Annotated in this window: 16 protein-coding genes; 13 read left to right on the top strand and 3 right to left on the bottom strand. The window is 67.2% G+C overall.

Annotation, left to right across the window (positions count from 1 at the left end):
• The first annotated feature begins 28 nt into the window (after positions 1-28).
• Complete coding sequence (locus J7I92_RS08515; protein WP_214839448.1) at positions 29-487, top strand: DUF1579 family protein; 459 nt, start codon at positions 29-31, stop codon at positions 485-487.
• Between the two features lie 42 nt (positions 488-529).
• On the opposite strand, the gene J7I92_RS08510 is transcribed toward J7I92_RS08515, so the two are convergent.
• On the bottom strand, positions 530-796 hold the full coding sequence (locus tag J7I92_RS08510) for a MoaD/ThiS family protein (protein ID WP_214839446.1): 267 nt from the start codon (positions 794-796) through the stop codon (positions 530-532).
• A gap of 4 nt (positions 797-800) precedes the next feature.
• Entirely contained in the window at positions 801-1,937 is a 1,137-nt protein-coding gene (moaA, locus tag J7I92_RS08505) for a GTP 3',8-cyclase MoaA (RefSeq protein ID WP_214839444.1), read from the bottom strand.
• Between the two features lie 133 nt (positions 1,938-2,070).
• On the opposite strand from moaA, the gene J7I92_RS08500 reads away from it, so the two are divergent.
• From J7I92_RS08500 to J7I92_RS08460, 9 genes are read left to right on the top strand one after another with little or no spacing between them, the layout of a single operon-like run.
• Positions 2,071-2,814, top strand: a complete 744-nt coding sequence (locus J7I92_RS08500; RefSeq protein WP_214839442.1) for a response regulator transcription factor — start codon at positions 2,071-2,073, stop codon at positions 2,812-2,814.
• Entirely contained in the window at positions 2,801-4,060 is a 1,260-nt protein-coding gene (locus tag J7I92_RS08495; protein WP_214839441.1) for a cell wall metabolism sensor histidine kinase WalK, read from the top strand. Before J7I92_RS08500 ends, J7I92_RS08495 begins: the two co-directional genes overlap by 14 nt.
• Before the next feature lie 40 nt (positions 4,061-4,100).
• Entirely contained in the window at positions 4,101-5,690 is a 1,590-nt protein-coding gene (locus tag J7I92_RS08490) for a molybdopterin-dependent oxidoreductase (RefSeq protein WP_396020367.1), read from the top strand.
• 33 nt (positions 5,691-5,723) lie between these two features.
• Positions 5,724-7,049 carry a gephyrin-like molybdotransferase Glp gene (gene glp / locus J7I92_RS08485; RefSeq protein ID WP_214839440.1) on the top strand — a complete coding sequence of 442 codons (1,326 nt, stop codon included), beginning with the start codon at positions 5,724-5,726 and terminating at the stop codon, positions 7,047-7,049.
• Positions 7,037-7,531, top strand: a complete 495-nt coding sequence (moaC, locus tag J7I92_RS08480; protein ID WP_214839439.1) for a cyclic pyranopterin monophosphate synthase MoaC — start codon at positions 7,037-7,039, stop codon at positions 7,529-7,531. The genes glp and moaC overlap by 13 nt, the downstream gene beginning before the upstream one ends.
• Positions 7,528-8,070 carry a MogA/MoaB family molybdenum cofactor biosynthesis protein gene (locus tag J7I92_RS08475; RefSeq protein WP_214839438.1) on the top strand — a complete coding sequence of 181 codons (543 nt, stop codon included), beginning with the start codon at positions 7,528-7,530 and terminating at the stop codon, positions 8,068-8,070. The genes moaC and J7I92_RS08475 overlap by 4 nt, the downstream gene beginning before the upstream one ends.
• The gene (locus tag J7I92_RS08470; RefSeq protein ID WP_251039666.1) at positions 8,060-8,659 is read left to right on the top strand and encodes a molybdenum cofactor biosynthesis protein MoaE; all 600 of its coding nucleotides are present in this window, start codon (positions 8,060-8,062) and stop codon (positions 8,657-8,659) included. Before J7I92_RS08475 ends, J7I92_RS08470 begins: the two co-directional genes overlap by 11 nt.
• Before the next feature lie 56 nt (positions 8,660-8,715).
• On the top strand, positions 8,716-9,474 hold the full coding sequence (gene dapB, locus J7I92_RS08465) for a 4-hydroxy-tetrahydrodipicolinate reductase (RefSeq protein ID WP_214839437.1): 759 nt from the start codon (positions 8,716-8,718) through the stop codon (positions 9,472-9,474).
• 5 nt (positions 9,475-9,479) lie between these two features.
• Positions 9,480-9,956, top strand: coding sequence for a hypothetical protein (locus J7I92_RS08460; protein ID WP_214839436.1), 477 nt, complete (start codon positions 9,480-9,482; stop codon positions 9,954-9,956).
• A 38-nt stretch (positions 9,957-9,994) separates the two neighbouring features.
• Here the strand turns inward: J7I92_RS08460 and J7I92_RS08455 are convergent, their stop codons facing one another.
• Positions 9,995-11,230, bottom strand: a complete 1,236-nt coding sequence (locus J7I92_RS08455) for a heparan-alpha-glucosaminide N-acetyltransferase domain-containing protein (protein ID WP_214839434.1) — start codon at positions 11,228-11,230, stop codon at positions 9,995-9,997.
• Positions 11,231-11,399: 169 nt separating this feature from the next.
• Here J7I92_RS08455 and J7I92_RS08450 point away from each other — a divergent pair, with 169 nt between their 5' ends.
• From J7I92_RS08450 to J7I92_RS08440, 3 genes are all read left to right on the top strand, one after another.
• Positions 11,400-11,789, top strand: coding sequence for a hypothetical protein (locus J7I92_RS08450; protein WP_214839432.1), 390 nt, complete (start codon positions 11,400-11,402; stop codon positions 11,787-11,789).
• Positions 11,790-11,852: 63 nt separating this feature from the next.
• Positions 11,853-12,761, top strand: coding sequence for a 4-hydroxy-tetrahydrodipicolinate synthase (gene dapA / locus J7I92_RS08445; RefSeq protein ID WP_214839429.1), 909 nt, complete (start codon positions 11,853-11,855; stop codon positions 12,759-12,761).
• 41 nt (positions 12,762-12,802) lie between these two features.
• Positions 12,803-14,494 carry a ribonuclease J gene (locus J7I92_RS08440; RefSeq protein WP_214839426.1) on the top strand — a complete coding sequence of 564 codons (1,692 nt, stop codon included), beginning with the start codon at positions 12,803-12,805 and terminating at the stop codon, positions 14,492-14,494.
• Positions 14,495-14,504: the final 10 nt, after the last annotated feature.

Here is a 14,504-nt window from a genome sequence, read left to right as displayed (position 1 = left end):
ATGAAGCCGGGGCCACACTGGAGGAGCAATGGACCGTCCGCACCCGGGCACTGCCGAAGAGCTCAAGGTTTTCCTCGGGCACTGGACGGGGACTACCCGCATAGAGGCCACACCCCGCCGGCCCGCCCGGACTGCAGCGGCCGAACTGACGTTCACCGCGGCCGCCGCCGGCTATGCCGTCCTGCAAAGCTACCGGCACACCGAAAGTGACGGCATCCGTTTTGAACGGCACGGCATGTTCACCGTGGATCCCGACCACGCTGATACGGTCTGGTACCACGTGGACAGCGTGGGACAGCCCCGGGAAGCTCCGACGCGGTGCAGCTGGCACGGCGGAGTCCTCACTGTGGAGCGGCACACCGGGCGGGACACGTCCCGGCACACGTTCCGGGTGGACGACGGCGTGCTGACGCACACATCCGAGGTCCGGCTGGCCGACGCCGCGGCGTTCGCTCCGTTCATGACCTCTGTCTGCCGCCGCACCTGAAAGCGCGAACGGACAGTTGCGGCCCCTGCACCGTCGGGCTAGCTACCCGCCGGCGAACGGCGGCAGCACGTCCACAACGTCGTCCGGAGCCAGCACCACGGACCGGTCGCGGACAGCCACTTCGTTGAGGAGGAAACTGCTTCGCGAAAGAAGCCTTGCCAGGGGAGGGGTGCCGGCAGGCGGAGCCGGCCGGTCGACGTGGAGCACAGCGTTCAGCAGGGCCTCCATGGTGGAGCCCGCCGGGAGCTCAAAGCGTTCCTCTTCCACCCCTGCCGCGGCGCGTGCGGCAGCGAAATAACGTACGTTCAAGTGTTCAGCCTCCGATGGCGCTCATGCTGCGGTCCGGCTGGACGAAGTCCGGAGCGTCCAAACCGACGTGGTCCATGCCGTGGGCCTTTGGCTTGATCCACATGGCGTCCTGCCATCGTTCGGCGAGCTGCTGGTCCGTGGCGCCCTCACGCAGCAGCCCCAGGAGGTCGACTTCCTCGCGTGAGAACAGGCAGCTCATGATCTTGCCCTCGGCCGTGATCCGGGTCCGGCGGCAGTCCGAGCAGAACGGTTCGGTGACGGAAGCGATGATTCCTACGGTTCCCAGCACGGGGCCGCCGGCCGCGGCGGAACCCGGAACCCGACGTCGTACTTCGAAGCGTTCGGCGGGGGCGCCGTCGCGGTCCCTCGGATCAGCGCCGAGCACATAATCGATGGACAGCAGCTCCCGGATTTCAGCGGCGGTGATCATGTTCCGGCGGGTCCAGCCGTGGTCGGCGTCAAGCGGCATCTGCTCGATGAAGCGGAGTTCGTAGCCCCGGTCCAAGGCCCACGCCAGCAGAGCGGGGGACTCGGCGTCGTTGATTCCCCGCATCAGCACGGCATTGAGTTTTACCGGACCGAGTCCCGCGGCCCAAGCGGCGTCAACGCCGGCCAGCACCTTGTCCAGGAACGGCCTGCGCGTCAGTTTGGCGAACGTCTCCTCGTGCAGGGAATCCAGTGAAACATTGATTCGGGAAAGGCCGGCCGCCTTGAGCCCGGCTGCCTTCTTGTCCAGGCCGACGGCGTTGGTGGTCATGGAGATCGGCAGCTGCGGGTGGGCTTGGCGCAGGGCGGAGATGATGTCCAGGAGGTCGGCGCGGACCAGGGGCTCGCCGCCGGTGAGGCGCAGTTCGCGCACTCCGAGCATGTCAACGCCGATCCGCACGATCCGGACGATTTCCTCGGCGGACATGACGGCCTGCTTGGCCAGCCATTCGAGGCCTTCGGCCGGCATGCAGTAGGTGCAGCGCAGGTTGCACTTGTCGGTCAGGGACAGCCTCATGTCGGTGGCGCGGCGTCCGTAGCGGTCCAGCAGGCCCGCCGGCATGCCCGCAGGGCGCAGCGGCAATGATGATGCGGGAAGTCCCGGAGCGGAACCGGCGCCCTCCCGGGGTTGCGGCATGCCAAGCTGAACACTCATAAAATCAGGCTACGCCACGTTGGGGCCAAGCATCACGCCCGTGACAGTTTCCGGATCTTACGGAATCCGTACGGATCACCGCAGCAGGCCGCAAACCCGTCTCGAGGGCCGGCCCCGAATCTATGCTGGAGGAGTGAATAAGTCCCAGCCGGCACCGGTCCAGGCTGCCGTCGGCAACCGGCGGATACTCCTCGTCGAAGATGAACAGACCATCGCCGGGGTGGTCCGTGACTACCTCGTGCAGGCGGGCTTCCAGGTGGATCTTGCAATGGACGGATTCACCGCCCTTCGGTTGGCCGCCGAACGCCACCCCGACCTTGTCCTGCTGGACCGCATGCTGCCCGGCCTGGACGGCGTTGAAGTCTGCCGCAGGCTCCGCGGGACCATGAGCGTGCCCGTCATTATGCTGACCGCCCTGGGGACGGAGGATGACAGGATCCTTGGGCTGGAAGTCGGCGCGGACGACTACATCACCAAGCCTTTCTCGCCCCGGGAGCTGGTGCTCAGGGTGCGCTCGGTGCTGCGCCGCAGCCTGCAGGAGTTCAGCCCCGAACCCGCCGTCGAAGTGGCCGGCTTCGAGCTGAACCCCGCAGCCCGGACCGTGACGCACAACGGGGCTCCGCTCGCTCTGACCATCAGGGAGTTCGATCTGCTGGCGTTCCTGCTGCGCCGCCCCAACCAGGCATTCAGCCGCGAAGAGCTGATCAAGGCCGTGTGGGGCTGGGACTTCGGCGACCTGTCGACGGTCACCGTCCACGTGCGTCGGCTGCGCGAAAAGATCGAGGCCGACCCGAACCGCCCGACGCTCCTGAAGACGGTCTGGGGCGTGGGCTACAGGCTGGACACGCCGGACGGGGCATCCGGTGCAAACCTCTGAACTCGTCACCATCGTCGCCTGGGCACTGCTCTGGGCCGTTGTCATCGGCGCCGTGTCCCTGCTCCTGCTTAAGCCCCTCCGCCGGGCGTCCATCGCCGTCCAGATCTGTGTGGTGGTGCTGTCCACGGTGGCGGTCCTGACTGCCGGCATGGTGAGCGCATTCAACGCGATGTACATCTCCGCACGGGACCTGGAAGTCATGTGGTACGTCCTGGCCGTCGCGTCCGCCGTGGCGCTGGCGATTTCGCTGATGCTGGGGTCACGGGTCTCAGGCAACGCAAAGCTTCTGGCGGCCGCTGCGAGGAGCATCGGACGCGGTGAAAGCCCGGGCCTGCCCGCGCCGCTGATGAGCTCTGAACTCTCCGATCTCGCGGACGAACTGGAGCGCAGCAGCCGCATGCTGGCCGAGTCCAGGGAGCGGGAGGCCGCCGTCGAGAATTCCCGCCGGGAACTCGTCAGCTGGATCTCCCACGACCTGCGCACCCCGCTGGCAAGCATGCGTGCCATGGCCGAGGCCCTCGAGGACGGGATGGCGGCCGACGTCAGGGCCTATTACCGCAAGATCATCAGCCAGACGGACCAGATGGCGGTAATGGTCAATGACCTCCTGGAACTCTCCAAGATCCAGGCGGGGACTCTCCGCCTCAGGGCCGAGCCGCTGGACCTGTATGACCTCGCCAGCGATGCCATCGCGGACCTCGCTCCGCTTGCAGCCCGCCGGGACATCACGCTCGACGGCGGCGGCGTACGGGAGTGCCTTGCCCTCGCCGACGGTCCCTCGCTGGGACGTGCGCTCCGCAACGTGGTCCTGAACGCCATCCTGTACAGCAAGCCGGGGTCCGGGGTGAATGTGGAAGTCCGCAGGGAACGGGACGAAGCGGTGGTTTCCGTGACGGACGGCTGCGGCGGAATCCCGCCGGAGGACATCGGGCACGTTTTCGAAACCGGATGGCAGAAGAACCCCGCCCGGAACCGGTCCGGCGGATCGGCACCCGGCGTTGAGACTGAGACGGCCGGCTACAGCGGTGCAGGAATCGGGCTCAGCATGGTGGCCGGAATCGTGCGGGCCCATGACGGCAGCGTGATTGTGGAAAACGTCGACGGCGGCTGCCGGTTCTCGCTGCGGCTCCCCGCCCGGAGTGCTGCCGGGAATCCGCAGGACCACGGTCCGGAAAGCCCGCCGCCGTCCTGGAGCGCAGCCGCACACCAGGACATGACCGACCCGGAGGTACCCCGTGGGCATTGATCAGCACCGAAAGCCATCCACCCCAGTGCCGTCCACCGCAGTGCCTGTCACCGCCCCGGGCGCAGTGCCCGTCAGCGCTCCGGGGACCGCACCCCTCCGGTGGGCGGCTGCCGCCGGCATCGTGGCTGTGGCCGGGGGAGTGGTCCTCGGCGAACTCCTCGCTGCCTTCGTGAGCCCCACGCTTTCGCCTCTGACGGCCGTCGGCGGAGCCGTGATCGATGCCGTTCCGCCGGCAGTCAAGGAATGGGCGATCGCGGCGTTCGGCACTGCTGACAAGCTGGCGCTGCTCGCCGGCATGGGACTGGCGATAGCTGCGCTGGCTGCGCTCGCGGGAATCATCGAGTGGCGGCGGCGTTTTGCCGGCTTTGCAGTCATCGCGGTCTTTGGCGTGGTGGGCCTGGTGGCTGTCCTTGGCCGTGCCCAGGTGACCGGCAACGCCGTTGCACTGCCCTTGCTAGCCGCCGGCACCGGAATCGTGGTGCTGCGCTGGCTGATGATGCGCCTCAGGGCCTGGGACAGGTTCGACGGCGAAGCAGCCTCCGCCTCTCCGACCACCGCGCCGGACCGCCGCCGTTTCCTGCGGACGCTGGGCGGAAGCGCCGTCGTCGTGAGCGTTGGCGGCGCGCTTGCCGCCGTGCTGCGCGGAGCAGACGCCGGGGTGAGCGAGATCCGGAACAAGCTTGCTTTGCCGTCCCCGTCATCGCCTGCACCGCCCCTTCCGGCGGGCGCGGAGCTGGGACTTAGCGGCCTGTACCCGCTGGTGACGCCGAACGCGGATTTCTACCGGATCGACACGGCACTCGCTGTTCCGGCGGTGGATCCGGAGCCTTGGGTGCTCAAGGTGACGGGCCTCGTGGAGCGGGAGATCGAACTGGATTTCGCCACGCTTCTTTCGAAGCCCATGATCGAGCGCCACGTGACCATAGCCTGCGTGTCCAACGAGGTGGGCGGGGACCTCATCGGCAATGCCCTGTGGCTGGGCTGGCCGGTCCGGGAGCTGCTGGCCATGGCGGGGCCGAAGAGCGGCGCAGACATGGTGCTGTCGCGGAGCAAGGACGGCTGGACTGCCGGCACGCCGCTGGAAGTCCTCACCGACGGCCGGGATGCACTGATCGCCGTGGGCATGAACGGCGAGCCGCTGCCGTTGGAGCATGGTTTCCCGGTGCGGCTCATCGTGCCCGGACTGTACGGCTATGTTTCCGCGACCAAGTGGCTCACCGAACTGAAAGTGACCCGGTTCGCGGACGACGTCGGGTATTGGACACCCCGCGGCTGGAGTGAGCGCGGGCCCATCAAAACGTCGTCGCGCATCGATGTTCCACGGGCAGGGCGGCCGCAACGGGCCGGAACCGTGGCGTTCGGCGGTGTCGCCTGGGCACAGCACAGGGGCATCGGCAAGGTGGAACTGCGCGTCAACCGGGGCCCCTGGCTGGCTGCCGACCTCGCCCCCGGCATATCCCGGGACACCTGGTACCAGTGGCAGCTGTCCGTGCCGCTGACACCCGGGCAGTACGAGATCCAGGTCCGCGCCACTGACCTCCGTGGCGACCCGCAAATCGAAGCGCGCTCACCGGTGGCTCCTGACGGCGCCACCGGATTCCACACCATTAGAGTTGAGGTGACGCCCTAGCAGGCAGCACGCCCGGACCTAGGTAAGGAACGCATGCACCGCACCGACAACAGGCACGCCCCCGGCGCGAGCCACAACCCCCGCGCCAGCCAAACCCACAGCGGCGGTTCCGACACCGGCCATCAGAGCCCCGGCCATCAGGGCGCCGGGCATCAGGCCCGCAGCGTGGAGGCCCACCGGGAGTCCGTGCGGGAGTTGCTGGCGGATCTGGCCGGGACCGGCCGCACGGAACAGCTGCCGCTTCGGGAGGCGCTGGGTCGCGGGCTGGCTGCGGACATCACTGCACCGGTGGACCTGCCCCCGTTCGCCAACTCCCAGATGGACGGCTTTGCCGTCCGCAGCACGGACATCCCCGACGGCGGCACGGACCTCAGGGTGGTGGCCCCGATACCGGCCGGTGCCGTGGCAGCGCCGCTGCAACCCGGCACGGCTGCCCCCATCATGACCGGAGCCATGATTCCTCCCGGGGCCGACGCCGTCGTACCGATTGAGAAAGCCGTTCCCGATTCCTTTCCCCGTCCGGGCAGCACAGCATCGGTCCGGCTGCCGGCAACGGAAAACGGTATGTACGTCCGCACTGCGGGCAGCGACGTCCGCGCCGGGGAGCCGGCGCTCGCCGGCGGAACCAACCTGGGCCCGGGCCAGCTGGGACTCCTGGCTGCCCTGGGGATCACCCAGGTCACGGTGCACCGGAACCTCAAAGTGCTCCTTGCCACCACCGGGGACGAAGTCGTGGAGCCCGGCAGCCCCTTGGAACCGGGCAAGATCTACGACGCCAACGGCACGCTCCTCGAAGCAGCGATGCGCCAGGCCGGCCTGGAGGTCCTGCGGGCCGCGATCTCAACGGACAATCCGGAAGAGCTCACGGCGATGCTTCGCAAACATGCCCCTGCCGTGGACCTGATCGTCACCACAGGGGGCGTCAGCAAGGGTGCGTATGAAGTGGTCCGGCAGGCCGCCGGGGGACAGGACATCGAATTCCTGCACGTCGCCATGCAACCCGGCGGCCCGCAGGGAATCGGAAAATTCGACGGTGTCCCGTTCGTCGGGTTCCCTGGGAACCCGGTCAGTTGCCTGGTCTCGTTCGAAATGTTCCTCCGCCCGGTCCTCAGCGCATTGTTCGGCGCGCCGGCTCCCCGGCCGGCCATCCGGGCCAGATTGGCGGAGCCTGTGGAGTCGCCGGCAGGCAAGCACCAGGTCCGCCGCGGCACGGTCCTTCCGGACGGCACGGTCCGGCTGGAAGGCGGCCCGGGGTCGCATCTTGTCCATGCCCTGGCCAATTCCAACGCCTTGATCCATCTCCCGGCGGGGACCTCCGCGCTCGCGGCCGGCGCAGAAGTGGAAGTATGGACGCTGTGAACAATGAAGACAACGCTGCCGGCCTGACGCATCTGCGCCGCGACGGAACAGCGCAGATGGTTGATGTATCCGGCAAAGCCGAGACGACGCGGGAGGCGACAGCGACCGCCACGGTCCGCACCACGGCCGAAGTGCTCGCGCTCCTGGGCGCGGGGGACCTGCCCAAGGGCGATGCCCTGGCGGTGGCCCGCGTCGCCGGCATCATGGCCGCGAAGAAGACGCCCGAACTCATTCCGCTGTGCCATCCCTTGCCCATCTCGAAGGTCACCGTTGACTTCGAACTGGGCACGGATGCCGTCGCCGTGCTGGCCACTGTAAAGACCAGAGGCGTCACCGGCGTTGAAATGGAAGCACTCACCGCAGCATCCGTGGCCGCCCTGAGCGTCTACGACATGATCAAGGCAGTGGACAAGCACGCCGTGTTGACCGATATCAGGGTTCTGGCCAAAAGCGGCGGCAAAAGCGGGGACTGGACAGCATGAGCAGCGTTGGACAGCGCCCCGAACCGCACCGGCACCCCGAACCGCACCGGCACGGAGAGGCCACCGGCCGGAAGGCCGGCGTCGTGATTGCCTCCAACCGTGCGGCGGCCGGCATCTATAACGATGAAACCGGGCCGGTGATCACCGACTGGCTGACGGAGCACGGTTTCGAAACGTTCCCGCCCATGGTGGTGCCCGACGGCGAGCCCGTGGGCGCGGCGCTCCGTGCCCTGCTGACACAGCACCCCGCCGTGATCATCACCAGCGGCGGTACCGGACTCAGCCCGGATGACCTCACCCCGGAGATGACGGTTCCCCTGCTGGACCGCGAGATTCCAGGGATCATGGAGGGCATCCGGCAGGCCGGACTGGCCAAGACGCCCATGGCGATGCTGAGCCGCGGGCACGCGGGCGCGGCCGGACGGACATTCATCGTCAATCTTCCCGGATCACCCAAGGGCGTCATGGACGGCCTGAGCGTGCTGGACCCGGTCATCAGTCATCTTTGCGACCAACTGGAGGGCAACCATGGACACTGAAAAAGACGGTGCAACCGTCGCTGCAACCGTCGCTGCAGCCGGGACGGCAACGGGCACCGCGGCCCGAACTGAAACCGGCACCGCACCAGACGGGGAATCCGGGTTCCAGATCGTGAACGCGGTGCTGAGCGCGGAGCCCATCTCCGTGGCGCAGGCGATCGCGGCGGTGGAATCGGACACAGCCGGGGCCGTGGTCAGCTTCAGCGGCGTGGTGCGAAACCACGACGGCGGGAAGCCGGTTGAGCGGCTCAGCTACAGCGCGCACCCCACCGCCCACCAGGTGATGGCCGACGTCGTGGCGCAGCTCGCGGCAGAACATGCCGGCCACGCTGTCGATGCTGACGCTGTCGGTGCTGACGCTGGCGGTACCGCCGCAGGCGGGGAGCCGGTACGCATCTGGGCCGCCCACCGGGTGGGCATGCTCGAAATCGGCGATCCCGCGCTGGTGTGCGCCGTCTCGGCCTCGCACCGGGGCCAGGCATTCGAGGTGTGCTCGGAGCTCGTTGACCGGATCAAGGAGCAGGTGCCCATCTGGAAGGAACAGTACTTCAGCGACGGTACAGTCGAATGGGTCGGCGCCGGGGCATAGGGTAACCTGCCCGCCCGGTTCAACCGTGCTGCAGGCCCGACGGTAGGGTTAAGTCCATGACTGAACAACTTGCCGTCGCCGTCCTGGGCGCGAACGGGCGCATGGGCGCCGAGGCCGTAAAAGCCGTTGAAGCGGCCGCCGACATGAAGCTCGTTGCGGCCCTCCGGCGCGGTGATTCCCTGGATGAGCTGGTTTCCGCCGGTGCCCGGATCGTGGTGGACCTGACCGTCCCCGAAAGCACCGAAGCCAACGTCCGGTTCGCCGTCGAACACGGCATGCACGCCGTCGTCGGCACCACCGGCTGGGACGCCGGCCGCCTTGACGGCCTTGAGGAACTGCTGGGCCGGAACAACGGTGTGGGCGTCCTGATCGCCCCCAACTTCGCGCTGGGCTCCGTGCTTGCCTCGGCTTTTGCCGCCAAGGCGTCCCGGTACTTCGAATCGGTGGAGGTCATCGAGCTGCACCACCCGGACAAGGTGGACGCCCCTTCGGGCACTGCAGTCCGCACCGCGCAGCTGATCGCGGCCGAACGCGCCGAGGCCGGCATCGGCGCCAGCCCGGACGCCACCACCACCGAACTTGCCGGCGCCCGCGGCTGCGATGTTGACGGCGTCCGCGTACACAGCGTGCGGCTCCGCGGCCTCGTGGCCCACCAGGAAGTCCTGCTCGGCGGGCCGGGGGAGCAGCTGACCCTGCGGCACGACTCCTTCGACCGGGCGTCCTTCATGCCCGGCGTGCTGCTGGGAGTCCGCAACGTGGCCGGCCACCCGGGGCTGACCGTGGGCCTGGACGGCTACCTGGACCTCGGAGTCTGACGGCCGTGGGCAATATCCTCGCCGGCCTCAGGAAGAACCGCACCAAGATCTGGGTCGGCGCGGTAACGCTCCTGCTGGTTTTTTACCTGGTGGTGTCCTTCCAGCGCTCGGTGCTGCTCCTCACGGACGCCAACCCCGTGGCCAAGGCAATTGGCGCTGCCTACCTGATCCTGCCCGTTATCGGCGCGTGGGCGCTGGTGCGTGAGCTGTTGTTCGGTGCCCGGACGGAGCAAATGGCCAAGGTCCTCGAGGCCGAAGGCGGCCTGCCGGTCGACAACCTGCAGCGGACACCCGCCGGACGGATCGTGCGGGAATCCGCGGACGCCGAATTTGAGAAGTACCGGGCCGAGGCGGAGGAAGCACCGGACGATTGGCGTTCCTGGTTCCGGCTCAGCTGCGCTTACGACGCCGCTGGCGACCGCAAGCGCGCACGGGCATCCATGCGCGATGCCCTCAGGCTGTTCCGCGAGCGCGGGAACTAGCGGACACCGGTTAGCGGTTCCCGGCTAGCGGACACCCGTTAATGGACACCGGCACGCTGGTACCTGCCAACCTCGCTAGCGGCGTGGGCCACCCATTCCAGCGGCCCCCGCCAGTGGAGCGCGGCCATGGATCCTCCGATGAGGACGGCAGTCAGGGCCTGGGCTGCATAGATGCCTTCCTCGGTCCACCCGGCGGGCAGCGGCTGCAGGTACATGGCAGCGACCAGGCAGACATGGCCCGTGTACAGGCTGAGCGTCGTGGCACCGGCGCCCCGCAGCGGCAGCAACAAGTCCAGGCTGAGCCATTCACCCAGGCGCCCCACGAGCAGGCACGCGCCCACGACGACGGCCGCTACGGCTGAGGTGTGGAGCAGATCCAGGGTGGTGCCCGAATGCGGTGCGCTGCCCGCGAGCCACCACCAGGAGCCGGTCTGTTCGACGCCGGCAAGATTCACCTGCAGGAGGCTGTCCAGCGGGTAGGTGGGGTCGGCCAGCCGCGCCTGAAGTGCCTCCTTGCCGCCCAACTGGTCCATCATCACGATGCCCAGCCATTTGGCCGCCACGGCCATCACAACGCCGCCGGCCAGGAGCAGGACCTGGACGGCCATCTTCGTCAGCGCCAGCCGCCCGATGACCAGTCCGATCAACAGGTAGCTCAGCCACTGCAGGACAGGGTAGTAGCCGGTCAGGAAGATATCCCCAAGCAGCCGCCCGGGGGTGGCAAGGTCGTCCCAGTTGGGATTGTGGCCGAGCTTCAGCGGCGGCGACGGCGCCAGGAGCCACGGCCGCAGCAAATAGGCCAGCACCGGCGAACCCAGAACCCAGCCCGCCGCCAGGGCACAGAGCGGCCTGATGTTGAGCCCGATGAACGGAAGGATGCACAGGAACAGGACGGCGTAGTGGACCAGGATCACCGCGACGTTCACCTCCAGCCCGCCCAGGAAGAGCCCGACGACGGCGATCACCAGTGCGCGCAGTGCTATCCCGCGGCGGGCGCCGCTCAGCTCGGCACCCTGCAGGGGACGCTGCTTTCCGGTAGACAGGGCGAGCCCGATCCCGGCCAGGACGGCGAACAGCGCTGCCGCCCGCCCCGAGAAGGTCAGGCCGATCCACGTGGGCGTCAGCTGCGCGTCGGCCTCGAACGTGGGCAGCAGATGCGTCGCCATCATTCCGAGCAGCGCCAAACCCCGCGCGGCGTCGATTCCGGTAAGTCTCGTTGTCTTGGCCGGGCCTTTGGCGGCGCGCGAAGGTGCAGCAGTGCCACGTGAGGTCATGAGCCGATGGTCTCATATCCAGCCGGGAGCTCTTTGAACGCGGAGGCTGTTTCAGCCGGGCCTGTTTCAACCCGGGGGCTCTTGTATTCGAATATATGTTCGAATAATATCGCTCCATGAGCAACCCATCAGACCGCAGTATTTCTGGCCGCAGTATTTCCGGGCGCAGATGCCTCCCGCGCAGTTGCCTCCCGCGGACGCGGGTGTGCTGAAGGCGCTGAGCCCCGGAGTGGTCGACTATCTCTTCCGGCAGCTGGTCACCGGCAACCCGGCCGAGGATGTCCAGTGGGGGAGTGAAGGAATAGCGCTCTCGGCCCAGCCGCCCGGTGCGGAACTTGCTCGAAGGCTGTCCGAATGCGACCTTGAAGCGCTCACTCCGGTGGAGCTCTTCCACTACGTCCGCGCGGCGCAGCGGCTTGCCTCGTGGGCGGAATCGCTCCGTGAGGACGCCGTCAGCCGGTACTGCGGTGCACCCTCGCCGGGAACCAGCGCCGCGTCGAAAGGGCGCCGGCGGGGAACGGTGTCAAACTCCCTGAAAAGTGACGCTGCCGGCCTCTAATTTGACGATGATCACGCCGCCGCCATTGTCCTAACAAGGCGGGAACAGGGTAACGTTTTTCCTATGGCTGAAACTTCCGCGAATATCCCTGCTTTTGGTACCCTCCTGACCGCCATGGTCACGCCGTTCACCGAGGACGGCAAAGTGGATTACCAGCAGGCGGCGGAACTGGCGGTGAAGCTTGTCGACGACGGCTGCGACGGCCTCGTTGTCACCGGGACCACGGGCGAAACCTCCACCCTCACCGATGAGGAAAACCTGGGGATGTTCCGTGCCGTCAAGGAAGCCGTCGGTGGCCGTGCCGCGATCATCGCCGGCACCGGCACCAACGACACTGCACACTCGGTGCACCTTTCCCGGCAGGCTGCCGAGCTCGGCGTCGACGGGCTCCTGATCGTCACGCCTTACTACAACAAGCCCAGCCAGGCCGGCGTGCGCGCCCACTTTGAGACGATCGCCTCCTCCACGGACATGCCCGTGATGCTCTACGACATCCCCGGCCGCTCGTCCATCCAGATTGCGCCGGACACCATGATCCGCCTCGCCGAGCACCCGAACATCGTTGCGGTCAAGGACGCCAAGGCTGATTTCGCTGCCGCCACCCGCGTCATGGCAGAGACCGACCTGCTCTTCTACTCCGGCGACGACGGCCTGACCCTGCAGTGGATGGCGCTGGGCGCCGTCGGACTCGTGGGCGTCACCACCCACGTTGCCACCCGCCGGTTCCGCGAACTCATTGACGCCGTCAACGCCAACGACCTCGGCACCGCGCGCAAGATAAATTTTGAACTCGAACCTGTTGTCCGGGCGACCATGACCCGCGTTCAGGGGGCCGTTGCGGCCAAGCAGATTCTTAAGTGGCAGGGAATCCTGCCCAACTCGGTTGTCCGTTTGCCCCTCGTGGAGCCGGACGAAGCTGAGATCGCAACCATCCGCGAGGATTTGGCGGAAGCAGGCCTGGTCTTTTCCTGATCGGCAAAGACCCCACTGTTCCGCCCGGAAAGTAGTGCACTATGACCCAAACCGCCCTTCCCGGCCTTGTCACGCCCCCGAAACTGCCCCAGGGCACCCTGCGGATCGTGCCGCTTGGCGGCCTGGGGGAGATCGGCCGCAACATGGCCGTCTTCGAAATCGAAGGCAAGCTGCTCATCGTCGACTGCGGCGTCCTCTTCCCTGAGGAAACCCAGCCCGGCGTCGACCTGATCCTGCCCGATTTCTCCTACATCGAGAACCGGCTTGACGACATCGTGGCAGTCGTCCTGACCCACGGCCACGAAGACCACATCGGTGCTGTGCCGTACCTGCTCCGCCTGCGCAGCGACATCCCCCTCGTTGGCTCCCGGCTCACCCTCGCCCTGATCGAGGCCAAGCTGCAGGAACACCGGATCAAGCCCTACACCCACACGGTGACCGAGGGGCAGGTGGAGCACTTCGGTCCGTTCGAAACCGAGTTCGTCGCGGTCAACCACTCCATTCCGGATGCCCTGGCCGTGTTCATCCGCACCGCCGGCGGCACCGTCCTGCACACCGGCGACTTCAAAATGGACCAGCTGCCGCTGGACGGCCGGATCACCGACCTCCGGCACTTCGCGAAGCTCGGTGAAGAGGGCGTTGACCTGTTCATGTCGGATTCCACGAACGCCGATGTTCCCGGCTTCACCACGGCCGAAAAGGAAATCGGCCCCACCCTGGACCGGCTCTTTGGCCAGGCCAGCAAGCGCATCATCGTCGCTTCCTTCTCCTCGCATGTCCACCGCGTGCAGCAGGTGCTGGACTCCGCCGCCAAACACAACCGCAAGGTTGCCTTCGTTGGCCGCTCCATGGTCCGCAACATGGCCATCGCTGAGAAGCTTGGCTACCTTGACGTGCCGGACGGCATCCTGGTGGACATCAAGAATATCGACAACCTGCCGGACAACCGCGTGGTGCTGATGTCCACCGGTTCCCAGGGTGAGCCGATGGCCGCACTGTCCCGGATGGCAAACGGCGACCACCGGGTGGTGGTGGGCCAGGGAGACACGGTGATCCTGGCCTCCAGCCTGATTCCCGGCAACGAGAATGCGGTCTTCCGCATCATCAACGGCCTGCTCAAGCTGGGCGCCGACGTCATCCACAAGGGCAACGCCAAGGTGCACGTTTCCGGTCACGCCGCTGCCGGCGAGCTGCTCTACTGCTACAACATCCTCGAGCCGCTCAACGCCATGCCCGTACACGGTGAGACACGGCACCTGATCGCCAACGGCCGGATTGCCCTCGAATCGGGAGTGCCCGACGAAAGCATCCTCCTGGCGGACAACGGCACCGTGATCGACCTCCGCGACCACCAGGCGGACATCGTGGGCCAGGTCGAGGTCGGCTTTGTGTACGTTGACGGCTCCAGCGTGGGCGAAATCACCGACGCCGACCTCAAGGACCGCCAGGTCCTCGGCGATGAAGGCTTTATCTCCATCATCACGGTCGTCCACCGTGCCACCGGCAAGGTTGTCTCCGGGCCTGAGATCCACGCCCGCGGTGTGGCCGAAGACGATGCCGTTTTCGACGAGATCATTCCCAAGATCAACGCCGCACTCGAGGAAGCCGTGCAGAACCACACGGGCCACACCACCCACCAGCTCCAGCAGGTTGTCCGCCGCGTTGTCGGCACTTGGGTCAACCGCAAGCTGCGCCGCAAGCCCATGATCATTCCGGTGGTGCTTGAGGCCTAAGCGCCGGGGA

It is taken from the genome of Arthrobacter sp. ISL-72 (assembly GCF_018613755.1).
Taxonomy (GTDB): Bacteria; Actinomycetota; Actinomycetes; order Actinomycetales; family Micrococcaceae; genus Arthrobacter.
The sequence above is the reverse complement of the archived record's forward strand: the minus strand, read 5'-3'. Positions and strand labels throughout refer to the sequence as shown.